The following is a 19,536-nucleotide window of genomic DNA, read 5'->3' as shown; positions in this document are numbered from 1 at the left end:
TCCAAAATTAAAAAATGTGTTTATATGACAAGCATTCATCTTTATGTCTTCCAAACTATTCCGGTAAATCTGTTATTTTTCTGCACTTTCCTTGATACTCATTAAAAAAACTTTTCAACAATTGCACACCATTTTTTTGTTGTCAAGCAATTTGTTGCAGCATTATCAAAACGACCTCGCAAGAAAAAAACAAAGATTTGATTCTAACGTTCACAAAAGAGTCAAAGACCGCCTAACCTCCCAAGGCGTTACATGACGCATGAACTCCCCCCACTCCCCTTTTTTAAGTTTTATATATTCATCTGCAATTGCCCCAAGTCCCCCCTTTACAACATCATCTTCTTCAAGCGCCTCAACTGCCTCCATGAGATTCTGGGGCAGAAGTATCATACCAAGCTCCTTGCGCTCCTGGATGGAAAGATTCCATATGTTTCTGCCCATAATTGCATCGCCCGGATCAATTTGATTTTCAATGCCATCAAGACCGGCTGCAATATTGACAGCAAGCAGCAGATATGGATTAACCATGGATGATGGTGATCTGTCCTCAATCCTGTTGGAATCAGGACATCTAAAAAGCTGGGTACGGTTGTTGTCTCCGTATGATGCAAAAGAGGGTGTCCAGGTGTATCCAGATGCAGATGAGTAAACAAACTCTCCGCTCTGGATACGTCTATAGCAATTGATATGGGGTGATGCAACCGCTGTAATTGCCCGTATATGTTTAAGAAGACCGCCAATATAATGAATGGCTGTTTTTGAAAGGCCAAGCCCCTTCCAGTCTTTTTCAGAGGGAGCAAGGGGGAAAATATTCTTTCCAGTTACAGCATCGGCAACATGGAAATGCAGATGCGCTCCTGAACCTGTCATGTTTTCAAAGGGCTTTGCCATAAAGGTTGCAATGGCACCATATTTGCGGGCAACCTGTCCTGACATCATGCGAAAATGGACAAGACGATCCGATGCATGAAGAGCATTTGTCCAGTCAAAGTTGATCTCATACTGACCATTTGCATCCTCATGGTCACTCTGGTAAATACCAAATCCCATCTCATTGCCATATCGCATGATATCCTGTAGATAATCCATGCTCTGGCACATCCCCTTAAAGTCGTAGCAGGGCTTTGGCTGACTGTCAATATTGAGAGGATCCCATGGTTTAAGGTTACCCTGATCATCACGGGTCACAAGAAAATGCTCTGGTTCAAACCCGCCGTTAAGTGTATATCCTTTTTCTGCCATTATCTTGAGCATTCTTTTCAGGTTGTTTCTTGGACAAAATGGCCAAGCTTCACCATCAACATAAAGATCACTGCTTGCCAGAGCCACATTGGGCTGCCAGGGTAGCTGCTTGAAGGTTTCAAGATCGGTTCTTGCCATAAGATCATGGCTTTCAGGCCCCATTCCCATTCCCCACACAGCACCGCCTGCAAAACCTGCACCCTTGTCAATTATATCATCAAAACTGTCAAGGGGAACCTGTTTCACCCTTGGAGCACCGTGGATATCAACAAACTGTGCAAGAATGAACTCAACATTCTGCCTTTTCAAACCTTCAAAAACCTTTTTCCTGTTATCCTGATCGGACTCAGGCATATATTTTATATTGTTGATAGCTGTTGACTCTTCTATTTCTTCACTATTATCGATAACCGGATTTTTTATCATTGCGATGGCTGTCATAACACTTTTCCTTTTTAAATACTCAAAATCGACATCTTATTGCTTTTGCATAAGTTATTGCAGTTGTCTGAACCAGGATAACCAGGATGGATAGGATGCTCAGGATAGATAATCCTGCCTTATCTTGTTAATCTTGGGAATCCTGATTCAGACAGTGTTGACAAGGCTTACAAAATCATAGGGGTTGACTTTGAGAAAATATATATATTGTATTCACAAAGGCTAAATACTGTATTCACGAAGGTTAAAACTTCTGACGTTTCACAGCTCCTGATGTTAGTCCAAGACCAAGTGCTTCTGAAGTTACAATGGAGATGGAACGCAGATCTTCAGGCTCAAGATTATGTATGTTGGTTTTACCGGCACACCTTGCAATAACTGCGGCTTCCTGGGAGCTTCCCCTTATCCAGTTGACAGCAGCGTCAAACAGCGATTTTTCATCAGTTTCACCTTTTGTGCCTTCCTGTTCATATCCAAAATCAATGGAATTTCCTTTTATGCATCCTCCCATTGCAATGGCCATTGCAGCTCCTACAAGTGATGCATTGCAATTTAAGGCAAGGGATTTGGCAACATCTGTTCCGGAACGAAGCCCGCCAAAATTGATAAGGCAGATCTCTTCCTCCATTTTCATGGAGCGAAGCCTCAAAATCGCATCCCTTATTACAGTAAGGTCAAAGGAAGATGATAGCTCCACCCATGGTTCGACAATTCCTGCTGTGGTATCAAGAATTAGAATATCAAATCCGTTTTCCAGTGCATATGGAAGTATTCTGGGCAATGTCTTTCCATTTGCAGATATTCCCAGCAACTGATTCTTGTGAAGGCGATTCAGTTGAAAATTATCTGGAAGCTCTTTGCCTGCATAAATCAGGGCATCAGCAAGGGGTGATGGAGTATCATCAGCAACAAGAAGTTGAAACCAAATATGTGATTTTGGAGATGCAAGGGGTCTTCTTCCCGCATATCCGCAACCGCATGCTTCAATGGCAGCTCCAAGTGCATTTTTTACAACTTCCGGTGCATCATCAAATCCTGTAAAAATAAAAGGCTGCTCCATTTGAACTGATGGGTTGTTCATATTGACAGGGCCAATATCAATGCTGCGGGCAATGCGGGTCTGTGTGCTGCAATCCTCCCTGTAAGGATCAATCACAAGTCGTGTAAGGGCAGCGGAGAGAAAAACCACATCATCAAGGTGGGCGGGTCTGCTGCCCGGAAAGGGATTGGGGCGCCCCTTTAATGCCATTTCAAGTATCTGCTGCTGTTTTTCTGAATCCAAAGCAGAAGTTTTGCTCATATCCCTTATTATCCTGCGGGATAATTTCGTAAATGTTGCGCTGCCGGTCTCCTTGTGTTTTTTTGATATCTCCTGTGACTCGGTTTGCGTTACAGCGTTGGCTTCCCGCAACTCACCATATTCAGGGGCATAGGGTAATCTTGTAAGTGCAGCAGCCTCTGGAGTAAGTGCAACAAGATCATCGCGGCAAAGCTCATCTATATTGGAATATCCAAGGGCACTTGTCACAGCTTCAAGCTGCCACCTGAAGGACTCAAGATAGGCATGCATTGCAAGTGACTGTTTTTCAACATCAAAACGCTTAACCAGCTCTGGTGTCTGTGTGGTAAGACCCACAGGGCAATTGCCAGAACTGCACTGCATACAACCTGTACACCCTGCGGCAATGAGCATGGGAGTTCCAACAGCAACTGCTGTGGCACCAAGGGCAATTGCCTTTGCAGCATCAACACCATTTTGAATGCCACCCATTATTACAATGGGAAGCTCTCCTCCGGCATCAATCTCATCAAGGCCATCAATTGCCTCCATCAGGGCAGATATGGTCGGGATCCCAACATATTCTATCACCTCGCTTCCGCCGGCACCTGTTCCGCCCTGGATACCATCAAGCTCAACAAAGTCTATGCCATCTTTATATGCAATTTTGATATCATCCCTGGTACGACCGCCACCAAGTTTAAGACTTACCGGCAGACGCCATCCAACAGCTTCTTTAAGTTCCATAACCTTCATGACAAGATCATCTCCGCCAAGTATATCTGGATGACGTGATGGAGAACGCAGATCCATGCCATGTGGAATTCCTCTTATCTGTGCAATCTCTTTTGTCAGTTTTGCAGCCATCAACTGACCTCCAAGACCGGGTTTTGCACCCTGTGAAATATAAAGCTCCAGTGCATCGGAGCGTTTCATGTCGTGGATGTTCCAGCCAAGGCGGCCTGAAAGGCATTGGGAGATAAGCTGCCTTGCTTCAGCACGCTCAACTGAATACATTCCTCCCTCTCCTGTGTTTTCACATATACCAGAGAGGCGCGATGCAATACCAAGGGCAACTTTAACACCCGGGCTTAATGCACCAAGACTCATGGGAGCAATGAGAAGAGGCATGCTCAGATCAAGGGCTTTGCCACCATTTCTATCTCCTATAAATGTTCTCAAATCCGGCATGGAAGATTTGGATTTAAAATCTTTTAAGAAAACTTTTGAATCCCAACCCCGGATGGAAACATTGGAATGAACATCATTGGCAGAAGCGGAGCCGGACTTTATATCGCTGTTTATCTTTAAGTTTTTAAATGCAATGTCATTGAAATGTGGTATATGGCGGGAAGTTCCATAACCCCTTACTCTGTACCTTCCTGTATGGCTTTTTATCTTGATATCTTCCTGCACCTTTTCATTCCACCAGGGTATATCACTTCCGGAAAAATGGTTAAAAGATATCCTTTTTGTACGAGGCTCAGCCTTTCCGCAGCTCAAATCCTTTCCTGCACACACAACCTTCCTGAATGCACCGGAAAAGGATATTTTATGCTCTTCCATAAACTCTTTAACAGATTCCAGCTCTTGGCTTGAGATATCGCACAGCATGGCATCTGCCCCCAGAGATTCTATTGCGCCTCCAACAAATATTTCTCCCCCTGCCATGTTCTCTCCAGTCTTTGCACCGGAATTGCCGAGTATGATCATACGCCCGCCATACATCATGTATCCGGCCATGAAACCTGAATTTCCGGCACAGCAGAGGGTTCCTTTTTTCATTACCTGCCCGGCCCTTGAGCCCATATTTCCTCTGATAATGATATTGCCGCCCCGTAATGCCTCTCCGGCAATAGCCCCTGCATTACCCCCCACAACAATTGTACCGGAGAGCATATTGTCCCCAACACCCCAGCTTACGTTGTTGCTTACCTCAACGCGGGGTCCATCGCTTAGCCCTCCGCAGAAATAGCCGGCAGAGCCGTGGATGGATATTTTCACAGGATTTATAAGCCCAACTGCAATGTAATGCCTGGCGTCAGGATTTATGATATCAATGTCCTGGTGGGCAGCACCATATCCGCGGATAACTTCATTTGCGATTTTTATGGGCATTGTGGATAAATCAATGGTTGCCATGATATTTTCCCTCTGATCTTTATTTGCTAACATGCTGAAATTATTAATAGCATTTTTGGGTGTTTTGAATTTTTTCGTGAAAACAGATACAAATTTTCATATTCGAGGATGGCAGTAGAGATAAACTCAAAATAGACATCTTATTGCTTTTTTTAAAAGTTATTGCATTTGTCTGAATCAAAATAACCAGGATGTATAGGATGTTCAGGATAGATAGATAGATAGATAATCCTGCCTTATCCTGTTAATCCTGGGAATCCTGATTCAGACAGTGTTAACAAGACTTACAAGATCATAGGCGTCCACTTTAAGTTATCCTGCCTTATCCTGTTAATCCTGGGAATCCTTATTCAGACAGTGTTGACAAGGCTTACAAGATCATAGGTGTCCACTTTAAGTCATCCTGCCTTATCCTGTTAATCCTGGAAATCCTGATTCAGACAGTATTCAGTTTACTGAGGCACCAATCTTGACCACAAACCATAACTTGAAGGCGCAGGCTCACTTGTCTCTAAGGATTGTCCAGGAAATAGACGATTGAGCCCAACCTCTTCTGACGCAATGGCGATCATTTCGTCATTTTCATATTTCACCATGGGTTTGGCAGCAATTTTATCCTTTGCGTAACCAATGGAATCCTTTGTGGCAACAAGATATGAAAATGTCCCGTCAAGATCATCTAATGAAGCTTTCAGGGCATCCTCAAGGGTTGCTCCACAGCTCATCTGGCAAGCAAGATAAACTGCAATAAGTTCGGTATCATTATGGGTCTGAAAGGTCATGCCCTTTCGCTCAAGACGCCGGCGCATGATCCAGTAGTTGGTGATCTGACCATTATGAACAGTGGCAACATCAGCAAAACCGCAGGCCCAGAAAGGGTGAGCTGTATCTGGCCGAACCCCTGATTCCGTTGCAAGACGGATATGGGCGATCCCGTGGCTGCCATTAAACTCATCTATTTTGTATTTTCTGGAAAGCTCCAGGGGTTGGCCCACATCCTTTATTATGTCAAGGCGCCTACCAATGGAAAAAGGTATAAATTCTTTTTCAAGTTTTTTTGTAAGGGGCAGAATCTCTCCATCATAACGGGCATGAATGCCCAGGGTACACCCCTGTATCTCTTCATGGACAACCTGAACTTTGATACATTTTAAATGGCGATGAATTCTCTTGATTTCATCGTCAGTCTCCCCGTTCTTTCGGGATATCATAAAACGAATCCTGATAAGGTTATCCAGAGGTTCCTTATAAATTGCCCATCCGGCAGAATCAGGGCCCCGATGAAGGGTTGCATCCAGGATCTGGGTCAAGGCCTGCCCTGTGGTCATGGTGAAATTCCGATCTTTATCGGTCTTGAAGAGTAATCCTGCAATGGCGCACATTATGATAACCCTCTTTGATTATGCTGAAACCAGCATCATGGAAATGCCTTCACAGTGCCGGTTCAGCAGTTTTTACCGTCAAAATGCATCATTTCTTTTCTGGGAGTGATTGATACACACAATTATGCCTGTTTATCTTTTATGATCTACATTCTCATCATGCATGACTGTCTATGGGAAAGCCGCAGTAGGCTTCATTGCCATGTTCTGAAACATCCAGCCCTGTAACCTCTTCTTCTCTTGTGGCTCTAAGTCCAATGGTATATTTAATGGCAATAAAGAGAACCATTCCTGTTCCAAATGCCCAGGCAAATCCAACACCAATACCAATTAACTGTGCCATCAGAACTGTAGAGCTGAAACTTTCAACTCCAAAGAAAGCATAGGCAAGGGTACCCCATGCACCGCAAACACCATGAACACTTATGCAACCCACAGGGTCATCAATTTTAAGAATACGTTCGATAAAAATGACGCTATAGACAACGAGGATACCGGCAACGGCTCCGATAATCAGAGAACCCCAGATATTTACAACATCAACAGCCGAGCAGATTGCAACCATCCCAGCAAGAAATCCATTAACTGTCATGCCAACATCCGGTTTTTTGAAAGAGAACCAGACAGCAGCCATTGCTGCAATACCACCTGCTGCGCCTGCAATATTTGTCATTACTGCAATTCGGGCAAGATTGCCGTCAAAGGTTGTGGTACTTCCTGGATTAAAACCAAACCAGCCAAGCCACAGGAGAAAACCACCTATTACTGCAAATGGAAGATTATGCCCGGGAATGGCTCTTGGTTTGCCATTTAAATCAAATTTCCCAACCCTTGGGCCGATAACGATGGCACCTGCAAGTGCAAGCCATCCACCAATTGAGTGAACCACAGTTGATCCTGCAAAATCATAGAATCCAACCCCAAGAACGCCTTCAAGCCAACCTTGACCATCAAGAAGACTTCCCCATGCCCAGCTTCCAAATGTGGGATAAATAAATGCACAGATAACAAAACTGTAGGCAAGATAACCTGTAAATTTTGTACGCTCAGCAACACCACCTGATACTATGGTAGCGGTTGTTGCGGCAAATACACACTGAAAGAGCCAGAAAGCAAATCCCCACTGTGTTGCTCCGGTAGTACCAAGGAAAAACAGAGATTCACCAGGGCCTGCAAACATTATATGAAATCCCACAGCAAGAAAAGCTATGGTTCCCATGCAAAAATCCATGATATTTTTCATCATTATATTGACGGCATTTTTGGCCCTTGTAAAACCTGCCTCTACCATTGCAAAACCTGCCTGCATCAAAAAGACCAGAAAGGCAGCAATACATGTCCAGAGTACATCTCCCCTGTATTGAAAAATTTCCATGTCTGTGAGATACCTCACTATGGATGTTGTGGCAGGATTTCCGTCAATGATCACAGTAACCTCTTCTTCAATGGGTGTTGTCTCATCCCTGTAGGCTCCGGATACCGGAAGCTCCTTTCGGATATCATCCTGGCTTTTGCCCTGAAAAAGAGCTTCGGGATATGATGCAATGGCCTTGTCCAAGACCTGGTTTTCCGAGGCAGTTGCCATTCCTGGTAATGCTGCTGTTGCAATCATAAAAGCTGTCATGCTAATCAGAAAAAAACAGACTATGGTATTGAAGAATAAGGGTGAAAGTTTCCGGGATTTCATTTCATATCTCCTTGATCAAAAATATTTATATTAAAAAAATTATTTATATTTATTTCAACATAATAAATTAATTTTGAAGTAATAAATTTGTTTTAACGTAATAAATTTGTTTTAACGTAGTAAATTTATTTTAACGTAGTAAATTTATTTTAACCTAATAAATTTGCTTTAAAGTAAAAATTAATATTATTTCTTTATACTTGACGCGATTGTTGAATAGTGAATCATGACCGGTTAGCCGTCTTTAAAAAGCCATTAAGATTACAGGAGGCCATGAAGCTTAAAGGAATCATAGAGCATCTTTTCCTCTCTCCCCTGTTCTGATTCTTATGGCATCATCCACTGGCAGGATAAATATTTTACCATCTCCGATTTTTTCGCTTCCTGCCTTTTCCATTATGGTGGAAACAATTTTATCAACCATGGAGTCCTCCGCAACAATGGTAAGCTTGATCTTAGGGATAAAATCCACCCTGTACTCTGCACCCCTGTAAATTTCAGTATGACCTTTCTGACGACCAAAACCCTTTACTTCAGAGAGAGTCATACCGGCAACGCCAAATCCATTTAAGGCATCCTTGACTTCATCAAGTTTAAACGGTTTAATAATTGCTTCAATTTTTTTCATTTGATCTTATCTCCTCTGTTAATAAATCAGTTTTATAAAACATTTTCTCCTTTTTATTCTTAGCTTTAATTGCTTTTGATTTCTGCAAATGCATATGTGATGCCATCACCTTGAGACAGATCATTGATAAAAGCATAACTATCTGATTTTTAATAATTTTATTTACATATTTTTTAATAAAACAGCTTAAAATATTATAAAAACTGATTTGCACCCACAAGAACAAATTACAAAAAAGTTTTTTAAAATAAAGCTAATTACTTTTTTGTTTTATTAAATTACTTTAACTTCAAATTTGAATCAAATCTCAATATTGACACCTTTAAACGGGCGTTATATCCTCAAACTATAAAAAACCATTTCAACAGTTAAAAAAAACGGGAATATTGCCTTATGGGAAATAAAAGTCATCTTAAGCTTCTTTGCGATGCCGGAGAAATGTTTGCACTTCTTTCAGAGGGATCGGATACAGAAACAATATTACAAAGATGTGTATTGCTTGTGGGAAAGCACCTTAGAGCAGAGGTATGTTCCATCTATCTTCTTGAAAACAGTTCAAATGAGCTTGTGCTTCGGGCAACCACCGGTCTTAATCCTGACTCTGTAGGGATTGTGAAAATGAGTGTGGGAGAAGGTCTTGTGGGCAAGGCAATGGAAACAAAGGAGATGATCCTTGAGGATAATGCCAGTAAAAATCCCGATTTTAAATATTTTCCTTCAGCCAATGAAGAGGCTTTTGAATGTTTTCTGGCAATTCCAATAGTCAGGGGCAGACAGGGAACAGGGGTGATGGTGGTACAGAGAAGAGCTAACCTGAAATTCTCTAACGAAGAGGCAATGGTATTGCGTTCAATTGCTTCTCAGCTTGCTGTATTGATTGAAAACGCCCGCCTGCTTCTTAACCTTAAAGATGAAGAGAGCATTGACAAAACAGAACAAAATAAAACCCTGTCTTTATTAAATGAAAAAAGAAAACTTGAACTTCCCAGAATTCTTCCTGCCCAGATAGCGTCACGGGGCATATTTGTTGGAAAAGCCATGCTTAACAGCCAGAATCCACTTCTTGAGATGTTGAGAAGCAGCGAGGATACGCATTATGATCCCTCACTCGGAATCAAGGAGCTTGATCTTGCAATTAAAAGAACCATAAAGCAGATAGAAAGCCTTGAACAGGAGATTGCCCGTCGCCTTCCAGAGGCTGTTGCCCTTATTTTTGATGCCCATATCATGATATTAAAGGACAAGAATTTTTCAGTCAAAATGAAGGAACTTACCCTCAATGGCACGTCTGCGCTCTCTGCTGTGATCAATGTTGCAAAAAAATATATTGATCTTTTTGCTTCAAGCCCAAATGAATATATTCGTGCAAAGGTTGCAGATGTTGAAGATATTTCAATACGCCTTCTTAAAAATCTTTTAAATGCCGGCAAAAAGAGTTCTGAAGGGCATGAAGGCAAAATATTAGTTGCCCGGGATCTTCTGCCCTCAGAGGCTGTAAAATTTTCCATGAAAGGTATTTCCGGAATAATCCTGACAGGCGGCGGCATTGCATCACATTCCGCAATCCTTGCAAGATCCCTTGGAATTCCAATGCTCATTACAGAAGAGAGTGACGCAGAAAAGTTTGACATACTTGCAATACCAGAAGAGACAAAGATTATAATGGATGCCGAGGTGGGAAATATCTACTTTAATCCGGCACCTGAGATTGAAGCAGAGTTTTTAACCCGATTGGAATCAGATAAAATTAATGAGAATATCCCTGCAAAAGAGACATTTACAGATGATAAGGTTTCTGTTGATCTTATGGTCAATATCAATCTTCTCAGTGAACTTGACTCGGCTGTTATAATGAATGCCGCCGGTGTAGGACTATATCGCTCTGAATTTCCCTTTCTGGTAAGAAACAGTTTTCCTTCTGATGCTGAACAGACAAGAATATACAGTATCCTTTTTTCAAAGATGGCCGGCAAAGAAGTAACCATAAGAACCCTTGATATTGGCGGAGACAAGATGGTTGACTACCTTGACAATGGTGATGAAGCCAACCCAGAACTCGGCCTTCGTTCAATAAGGTTTGCATTGAGACACCCCGATATCATGGAACAGCAGCTAATGGCCATTTTAATGGCTTCTGCGGATGCTGATCCGAAAGTTAACCTCAGAATCATGTTTCCCATGATCTCATCAATTGATGAGTTCAGATGGGCAAAAAAAATGGTGATAAGCTGCTGTGAAAAATTGAATGGAGGGGACGGCATTGAGTTAAATGACAATGAACAACCAGGCAATGAAAAGGCAGACAATGGAAAAACAGGCAGTGAAAAGCCAGACAGTGGAAAAACAGGCAGTGAAAAGCCAGACAATGAAAAGGCAGACAGTGGAAAAACAGGCAATGAAAAGCCAGATAGTGAAAAAATAAAAATCCCAAAAATCGGCATGATGCTGGAGTTGCCTTCTGTTGTTGAAATCATTGATGATCTGGCAAAGGAGGCAGATTTTTTCTCAATTGGTACTAATGATTTTGTGCAGTACATGCTTGCAGCAGACCGCACAAATGAACGGGTTGCCCAATACTATGCTCCTCACCATCCAGGAGTGCTCCGTTCATTAAAAAGGATTGCAGATAGCGTAACAAGATCTGGTAAAGATATCTCAGTATGCGGCGAGATGGCTAAGGAGAAGGCATTTATTCCATTTTTTTTGGGGATAGGAATCAGAAAACTTAGTGTTAACAAGCAGTTTCTTTTTGAAACACAAAAATGTATTAGCAGTTGGAATATTGAAGATGCAAAACAATATGCCCAGGAGCTCCTTGCTGAAAACAGCGTAAAGGGTGTTTTAGATTTACTAAATTCAGACCATATTGACAAGGCTCAAAATAGGTGTTGACTTTGAGTTATTAACTATTCAAATACAATATACTCAAAAGCGACACCTATGAGCTTTTGAGCCTTGTCAATACTGTCTGAATCAGGATGCCCAGGATCCTCAGGATTTACAGGATAAAAATCCTGAGCATCCTGTAAATCCTGGTTATCCTGATTCAGACAAATTCAAGAAATGCCAAAAAGTCCAACAAGGTGTCGATTTTGAAAATATAATGTTTTTGAACAGTAGAGACAAGGCAACCCTTGTCTCTACAATACGACCACACCAAAAATTTTGTAACTAACTAATAAAATATTCTGGCATGGGAAGGAAACCAATGATTTTTCTGCATTTTTTTAAACAGATAATAAAAAACAGGGTGACATACTTCAACAACAGACTCCTGCTGATCTTTTTTTGCAACAACATGCCTTACTGCCTGCAGCGAGAACAACTCCCCACCATTGCAAGCAATATGTGAAGAAAGTTCTGTATGTGTGACAGTTCCTAATGGCTCTCCTGTGAAGATCGGAGTTTTGCAGGCATTGAGCGGCAAATCTGTCTCACTTGGTACAGAGCAGGTAAGAGGAATTGAACTTGCTGTTGATTCATATCAAGGCAAAATTGCAGGCCATGACATTGAGATGCAAAAAGAAGATACAAGCTGCTCCTTTGAAGGAGGAGCAAATGCTGCCCTGAAAATAGTTTCAAATCCTGATATTGTTGGAATCATAGGCACAACCTGTTCAATTGCTGCTGCATCTGCCTCAAAGATCATGTCTGATGCAGGCATGGTGATGATCTCCGGAAACAACAGCGCTCCTTTTCTCACATCAATGAACGGAAAGCGTGCTCCCGACTTTCATGAAGGCTTTTTAAGAACTGCAAACAATGAAGAGAATGCAGGCAAAGCCGCTGCAACCTTTGCCTTTAATAATCTTGGCAAAAAAAGGGCGGCAACAGTAAATGATGGAGACATATACACAAGGGGACTCAGTGAAGGCTTTGAAAGCGCATTCAGGGCACTTGGCGGGACCATAGTTCTCTCTGCCACTGTGAATAAGGGAGATGACGAGATGGGACCTCTTATGGAAGCTGTCAAATACTCTGCACCCGATATTCTCTTTTTTCCGCTTTTTCAGCCTGAAGGTAACAAAATTTTAAAAAAAGCAAGAGAAATTCCGGAACTTGCTGACTTGACACTTATGAGTGACGGCGCATTGATAGAATCAACTTTTATAGATGATATTAATGAGCTGGGAACCGGTATGTATTTTGTAGGACCTGCAAGGCCAGAAACAGATGGAAGCCTTGAGCTTGAAAAAAAATATCGGGAAAAATTCAATATGGAGCCAATGACAAGCTACTATTTAACTGCTTTTGACGCAGCAACACTTTTATTTAATGCCATTGAAACAGTTGCTGTCAGGGAAAACAATGGAACTCTCTACATAGATCGCAAAAAATTACGGGAAAACCTCTACTCAACCAGAAATTTCAAGGGGGTTACAGGTACCTTGAACTGTAATTCATTTGGTGACTGCGCCCTTCCCAGATTCAATATCCTGAGACTTGATGATCCAAAGGCTGGAATTGCAGGCTTAACATCAAACATTATCTACACCTACTTTGGGAAAACAGATTCAGGAGAGTAAAAAAATGAGACCATCCATTTGTATTAAAGGCATTATTCAATCCAGCCATTACCCACCTGTGTCCTATCATTTTTTTATATTTTTATTTACAATATTTACCTTGCTCTTCTTTACAGGATGTGAAAAAGAGCCTGTGCATTCCCCATGCCATGACTCGCCTGACTGTATCATGCTTGAACCCGGTCAAACTCTTCGAATCGGTGTACTGCAGGCCCTAAGCGGAGGTAATGAAGCCAACGGCATATCCCAGGTCCGCAGCATAAAAATTGCACTTGATGAATGCAATTCAGAAATTGCAGGCCATCCTGTTAAGCTTCAGATAGAAGATTCCGGCTGTACAGCAGAGATGGGAAATGCTGCAGCCCTGAAAGTTGCCATAAATCTTGACACTGTTGCTGTTATAGGAACATTCTGTTCAGGTTCAGCAGCAACAGCAGCAAAAGTGATAACAGAAGCTGGTATTGCAATGATTTCAGGCTCAAACAGTGCGCCTTCATTAACATCCACCGGGGGTATGGCGGGAAAGAACTGGCATTCTGGTTATTTCAGGGTAATGTTTAACGGAACAGACATGGCAAGGGCAACCGCATGGTTTGCCTTTGAGGAGCTTGGTTTGACAAGGGCTGCAACAATTGACGACGGAAGCCTTTATACAACTGAATATACTTCTGAATTCACCAAGACATTCCGTGAACTCGGCGGAGAGATATCAACAGCGATATCAATCAACAAAGGGGATATAAACATGCTCCCTGCAATTACCTCAATTTTACTTGCAAAATCAGATTGCCTCTATTTTCCAATCTATCAGCAGGAGGCAGTTGCTCTTGTCCGCCAGATAAAAGATGTACAAAAAACTGATAAAATTGTATTCATAGGCGGAGGTGCTCTGCTTACAGAATCCTTTTTAAAAGATTGCGGAGAGTATGCCAAGGGTATGTATTTTTCAAGTGTAATAACACCATCAGGCGGTGCATCCCAGATGCTAAGGGAAACTTACATAAAAAAATATGGTGAGTCTCCACAACATTTTTCATATGCCCACACCTATGATGCAACAAAGCTGCTGTTACAGACAATTGAGTCCGTTGCTGTTTCGCATCCTGATGGAACAGTTGTCATTGAGAGAAAGGCTCTCAGAGATGCTCTCTATTCAACAAAGGATTTTGAGGGAGTTACAGGAAAACTTACCTGTAATAAATTCGGGGATTGCAGTGCAGACAAGTTCAAGATAATGCGCCTTGACAATCCATTGTCAGGACTTGACGGTCTGAAGAATAATATCGTCTATATATTTGATCCAAATAACGCACATGGCGGATACCCGCCACAATCAAAGAGATGAAAGTCATTTTAAAAACAGGCCGTTACAGAGTCTTTTATATAACGTACATGGCTGATGATAGCCACAATCTAAAAGATGAAAGTCGTTATATATCAGCATATTATGGGGACTTTCTAACAAAAAACATGTCAGGATAAAAATGTTGATAAAAAAATTCTGGAATAATCTTGGAATTACCCGAAAATTCAGCCTGATATTCAGTATAATGTCAGGTATAATTGTTTTGTTATGCGCCATCAGCTATCTGCTGCTCTCAACAACTCATAGACAGACAGTTTCTGAAATTGGAAGAAGCTATCATATCCAGAATATTGTCCTTGATATGGACAGAGATATTGAAAAGGCAAGGCGCCTGAAACACGAACTCTATTTAACCCTCCTTACAACCACCAAAAACCCTTCCAGGGATGACTTTGTAAAACAGGTAAATATTCAACTTGGCAGGGCATCAAAAAACAGCCAACTTCTAAGGGAGCTTGTTTTAAACTCAAATGTAAATTCCGAGCTTAAAAAAAGTCATATAAACATCAATCTCTACTACTCCATTGCAAACCGATGCCAGATACTTTTTAGGAATCTACTGCAACATATCAATGAAATGATTAGCGATAAAACAGGTTTGCAGGAGCTCCTTGAAGAAAAAAGAGGAGAACTTGAAGAAGAGCTTAAAACCTGGAGCAATATCAGAATCAACAACATGTTTACCCAAATGCAGCTTCATATAAAGGAATATCTCATTACACGACAACGTCCATCCATGCAATCAGCCATAAACAGTGCTGTTTATCTTGAAAGGGAACTTCATGAGCTTCCCTTTATACAAAAAGATGCTTTGGAACCAATTCTGGATGCACTTCAAGGGTATATGGATATTGCAAAAAAAATTCCAGAGCTTGATGCCAGGATTCGTACCATATCCAATGACTTTGATCTCAATACAGAGACACTTGAGCCGGTTTCTATGAACCTTGTTGAGCTTGCCAGAAAAGATGTGGAGTTGTCACAGCAAAAGAATAAAGATATGGAGCGTCTCACCGGCATGATAATTTTGATGGCAGCCCTTTTTGGATTTCTGCTTGTGGGTTTTCTTGCAGCACTTATCCATATGAGTATAACCATCAATATCATCCGTTTGACCCGCATAGCATCTGAACTCAAAGAAGGAAATTTTGATCTTCACATAAACTGCTTCCAGGAAATGAAGAGTGAACATTCAGGAGAAAAAAATAACAAAGGGATCACCTCATTCAATAGCAGCTCAAGTGATTCAAGACCTTATCATCACACAGAAAATAATCAGCTTACAGAAAATAAAATCTACACACGAAATGATGAACTTGGCCTTTTGTGGGAGGCATTCAGTGCTATGACCCATAGACTTGTGGAGCTTATAGATGGCCTTGAGCAACAGGTTGATGAGCGGACAAAAGAGCTTGTGCACTCCAATATTTCGCTGAAAAAGGAGATGAAAGAGCGACAGGCGGCTGAAAAAGCCACCAGAAAACTTGAGACCCAGCTTCGCCAGTCACACAAGATGGAGGCAATCGGAACCCTTGCCGGAGGAATTGCCCATGATTTCAATAATATCCTTGGAATAATACTGGGACACTGTGAACTTGCAATGGATGACATTGAGGAGTTCAATCCGGTACGGTTAAACCTCAAGGAGATAAAAACAGCAACCATCAGGGCAAGGGACATTGTTCGGCAGCTTCTGAGCTTCAGCCGGAAAAACGAGCATAAAAAAGAGCAGATAAAATTGCATTCCATTGTCATGGAGAGCATTCAGCTATTGAGAGCAACAATACCTTCAACAATTGAAATAAAACTTGATCTTGCAGATGAAGAGGGGCTTATCAAGGCAGATCCAAGTCAGATTCACCAGGTGATAATAAATCTGTGTACAAATGCTGCCCATGCAATGGAAATGAATGGCGGCGCACTTGAAATCAATGTAAAAAAAGTTATATTTGACAGTTCAATAGATATACAGTTCAAAAAATTAAAACCCGGACGATATGTCCAGTTGACCATCAAGGACACAGGCTCCGGCATTGCCCCGGAGTTGATCGACAAAATCTTTGACCCCTATTTTACCACCAAAGAAGTAGGAAAAGGGACTGGAATGGGGCTTTCAATTGTCCACGGCATCATTACAAGTCATGATGGAGCCATCTCTGTTTACAGCGAACCTGGTAAAGGTTCAAGATTTACTGTTCTGCTGCCTTTAATCGAAAACATTGACATGCCTTTACAGGAAGAGACAGAGATTATTCCCACAGGTGATGAGACAATTTTGTTTATTGATGATGAACCATCAATGGTTTTCATGGCCAAAAAAGCTCTGGAGAAGCTTGGTTACAGTGTTGATACCGAGACTGATCCCACAGAAGCCTTAAAAAGAATTTACGAAAATCCTGACAGGTACCAGCTTGTAATCACAGACATGACCATGCCAAAAATGACTGGAGCTAACCTGGCAAAACGTATCATAAAGTTTTGTCCAAAGATGCCCATTCTTCTTTGCACAGGATTCAGCATAAATATGAACCCACAGACAGCCGCTGAAACAGGAATCCGCCGATATATTGAAAAACCCCTGAACAGAAGCGAACTTGCCATGGCTGTACGATCTGTACTTGATGAATCTCTGCCCCAAAAAGCCAAAAACATGTAGATTTTGAGGCATCTTTCATTTGTCGGTTTACACTTTTTTTGAACCATGATTTTCATGATTAAGGGATTACCTTGATTTTTAATCGTGTTAATCCTTAAATCCTTTAATCATGGTTCAGAATTTTTCTAAAAGTGTAAACTAATTTTGATTTGATATGAAGGATGTCCGATTTTAAGGCTTATTCCTTAAAAAAATAGTATGTTGGACAATGTACCACCGAATAACTACTTGTACATCTTTTCTATTTCATCCTTATATTGCTCAAGAATAATATTCTTTTTGATTTTAAAAGTCGGTGTCATCATCTTATTCTCAATTGTAAATTCAGGTACTATAGAGATCTTTTTCAAGGTTTCGTATGATGGAAGCTCCTTGTTTCGTTTTTCAATTTCTCCATTTATAAGTTTAACGATTTGCTCGTTTTTGATAAGCTCCTCATAGCTTGAATATGTAATTTTGTTGTCTTCTGCATAGGCTTTTATGTTCTCTTCATCAAGTGTTACAATGGCACTGAGATATTTACGCTGATCCCCTACAACACAGACCTGATTAAGATATTTGGAGGTTGCCATCAACCCCTCAATGCTTGATGGTGCAACATTCTTGCCGCCTGAAGTAATAATAAGATCCTTTTTTCTGCCCGTAATTTTCAACACATTTTTTTCATCTATTTCTCCGATATCACCAGTTCTGAGCCAACCGTCAGGAGTAAATGTGTCAATGGTGGCTTCGGGCATCTTGTAATACTCTTTCATGACATTTCTGCCATAAATAAGAACTTCTCCATCTTCGGCAATTTTATGCTGTACCCCAGGGCCTGGAGGGCCGACAACCCCAAAATCATAATCATCCAGGCGGTTCACATTGCTAAAAGATGTATTTTCAGTCATGCCGATTCCCTCAAGAATCAAAAGCCCTGCTGCATGGAAAAACTTTGCAATTTCAGGATTCAATGGTGCGGCTCCGCTGATACACCACTTTACATTTCCGCCAAGGGCTTCATGAATCTTTGAAAAAACAAGCTTTCTTGCAATCATATATTTAAAATTGATGGTGAAAGGGATTGGAATTTTGTATATCTTGCAGTTACTAACCTCTGCTCCAACGCGACATGCCCAGTTGAAAATCTTTTCTGATATGCCGCCTTTTGCCTCAACTCCGCTTATCACTTTTGTGTGTATTTTTTCAAATATTCTGGGGACACTTACAAACCAATGGGGTGCTGCCATCTTGAAATCATCAAGAAGTGTATCAATACTTCTGGCAAAAGTGGTTCTGTTTCCTGTAAGGATACATGCATTCAGGCAGGTACGTGCAAAAACATGGGCAAGGGGTAGAAAAATAAACATATCCTCGCCATCATGAAAATCAGCACTCTGATAGACAGACTGGGCGGTAAAGGTTATGTTGTCATGTGTCAAAACTGCTCCCTTGGGTACTCCTGTTGTTCCTGATGTATAAATAATTCCGGCAGGATCTTCGGGTGAAATTTCGCTGGTTCTCTTTTCAAAATCACTGTCAGGAATATTTTTACCAAGTTCAAGAAAATCTTCAAAGGATATAACCCACTCATCATCAAAGGAATTTCCCTTAAAAAGAACAACTTTTTTTATGGCAGGAATTTCATCCCTTATCTCCATAAGCTTTGCAAGTTGCACCTGATCTTCGGCAAAAACAATAACTGAATCGGAATGGTTTATTATGTATTTGCAGTCTCCCGGCAAATTGGATTGATAGATACCCACTGTTACAGCACCTATGGACATCGTTGCCATGTCAGCTAATGCCCATCTGTAGCAGGTATAGCTCAATATATTTACTTTGTCTCCCTTTGCCACACCCAGTGCAATAAGACTTTTTGCAACAGCCTTTACCTTATTATAGTGTTCTTGCCAGTTAACTGACTCTTCTGCTCCATTCCCATCAAACCATCTGTAGGCAGGCTGACCGGAATATTTTTCAACTGTCTGACAAAGCATCTCATGGACACTTTGGTAATCCTTAAACGACATAGCTCCTCCAGAAATGTAATTTTTGATTTTGTTTGAAAGTTCCTGTAACAACTTGTTTTTTAAAGGACTTTCAAGATTAGTTGTGATGCCTTCGCAATCATGAGGATTTATTAGAAAGCCTCCATAACATGCTGATATACAACGACTTTCATGTTTCGTTGTGATGCGTCAGCAA

Annotated in this window: 10 protein-coding genes; 4 read left to right on the top strand and 6 right to left on the bottom strand. The window is 41.3% G+C overall.

What is annotated here, in order from left to right; genetic code table 11:
- Positions 1 to 210: 210 nt before the first annotated feature.
- The 5 genes from glnT to MTBBW1_RS15000 all read right to left on the bottom strand — a co-directional run bounded on the left by glnT (position 211) and on the right by MTBBW1_RS15000 (position 8,801).
- On the bottom strand, positions 211 to 1,683 hold the full coding sequence (gene glnT, locus MTBBW1_RS15020) for a type III glutamate--ammonia ligase (RefSeq protein ID WP_080804572.1): 1,473 nt from the start codon (positions 1,681 to 1,683) through the stop codon (positions 211 to 213).
- 244 nt (positions 1,684 to 1,927) lie between these two features.
- Positions 1,928 to 5,104 carry a glutamate synthase-related protein gene (locus MTBBW1_RS15015; RefSeq protein ID WP_080804571.1) on the bottom strand — a complete coding sequence of 1,059 codons (3,177 nt, stop codon included), beginning with the start codon at positions 5,102 to 5,104 and terminating at the stop codon, positions 1,928 to 1,930.
- 452 nt (positions 5,105 to 5,556) lie between these two features.
- Positions 5,557 to 6,432: a class II glutamine amidotransferase domain-containing protein gene (locus tag MTBBW1_RS15010; RefSeq protein WP_245809407.1), complete on the bottom strand. Its 876-nt coding sequence runs from the start codon at positions 6,430 to 6,432 to the stop codon at positions 5,557 to 5,559.
- 211 nt (positions 6,433 to 6,643) lie between these two features.
- Entirely contained in the window at positions 6,644 to 8,173 is a 1,530-nt protein-coding gene (locus tag MTBBW1_RS15005; RefSeq protein WP_245809406.1) for an ammonium transporter, read from the bottom strand.
- 289 nt (positions 8,174 to 8,462) lie between these two features.
- Positions 8,463 to 8,801 carry a P-II family nitrogen regulator gene (locus MTBBW1_RS15000; RefSeq protein WP_080804569.1) on the bottom strand — a complete coding sequence of 113 codons (339 nt, stop codon included), beginning with the start codon at positions 8,799 to 8,801 and terminating at the stop codon, positions 8,463 to 8,465.
- Between the two features lie 393 nt (positions 8,802 to 9,194).
- On the opposite strand from MTBBW1_RS15000, the gene MTBBW1_RS14990 reads away from it, so the two are divergent.
- The 4 genes from MTBBW1_RS14990 to MTBBW1_RS14975 all read left to right on the top strand — a co-directional run bounded on the left by MTBBW1_RS14990 (position 9,195) and on the right by MTBBW1_RS14975 (position 17,349).
- Positions 9,195 to 11,693: a phosphoenolpyruvate--protein phosphotransferase gene (locus MTBBW1_RS14990; protein WP_080804567.1), complete on the top strand. Its 2,499-nt coding sequence runs from the start codon at positions 9,195 to 9,197 to the stop codon at positions 11,691 to 11,693.
- 476 nt (positions 11,694 to 12,169) lie between these two features.
- Positions 12,170 to 13,327: a branched-chain amino acid ABC transporter substrate-binding protein gene (locus tag MTBBW1_RS14985; protein WP_245809405.1), complete on the top strand. Its 1,158-nt coding sequence runs from the start codon at positions 12,170 to 12,172 to the stop codon at positions 13,325 to 13,327.
- 4 nt (positions 13,328 to 13,331) lie between these two features.
- Positions 13,332 to 14,672: a branched-chain amino acid ABC transporter substrate-binding protein gene (locus MTBBW1_RS14980; RefSeq protein ID WP_080804565.1), complete on the top strand. Its 1,341-nt coding sequence runs from the start codon at positions 13,332 to 13,334 to the stop codon at positions 14,670 to 14,672.
- A gap of 139 nt (positions 14,673 to 14,811) precedes the next feature.
- On the top strand, positions 14,812 to 17,349 hold the full coding sequence (locus MTBBW1_RS14975; protein WP_080804564.1) for a hybrid sensor histidine kinase/response regulator: 2,538 nt from the start codon (positions 14,812 to 14,814) through the stop codon (positions 17,347 to 17,349).
- Positions 17,350 to 17,573: 224 nt separating this feature from the next.
- Here MTBBW1_RS14975 and MTBBW1_RS14970 read toward each other — a convergent pair whose 3' ends face one another.
- Positions 17,574 to 19,361 (bottom strand): AMP-dependent synthetase/ligase, encoded by a 1,788-nt coding sequence (locus tag MTBBW1_RS14970; RefSeq protein WP_080804563.1) that lies wholly within the window; start codon positions 19,359 to 19,361, stop codon positions 17,574 to 17,576.
- Positions 19,362 to 19,536 lie beyond the last annotated feature (175 nt).

Origin of the sequence: Desulfamplus magnetovallimortis, assembly GCF_900170035.1 — a bacterium.
Taxonomy (GTDB): Bacteria; Desulfobacterota; Desulfobacteria; order Desulfobacterales; family Desulfobacteraceae; genus Desulfamplus; species Desulfamplus magnetovallimortis.
The sequence above is the reverse complement of the archived record's forward strand: the minus strand, read 5'-3'. Positions and strand labels throughout refer to the sequence as shown.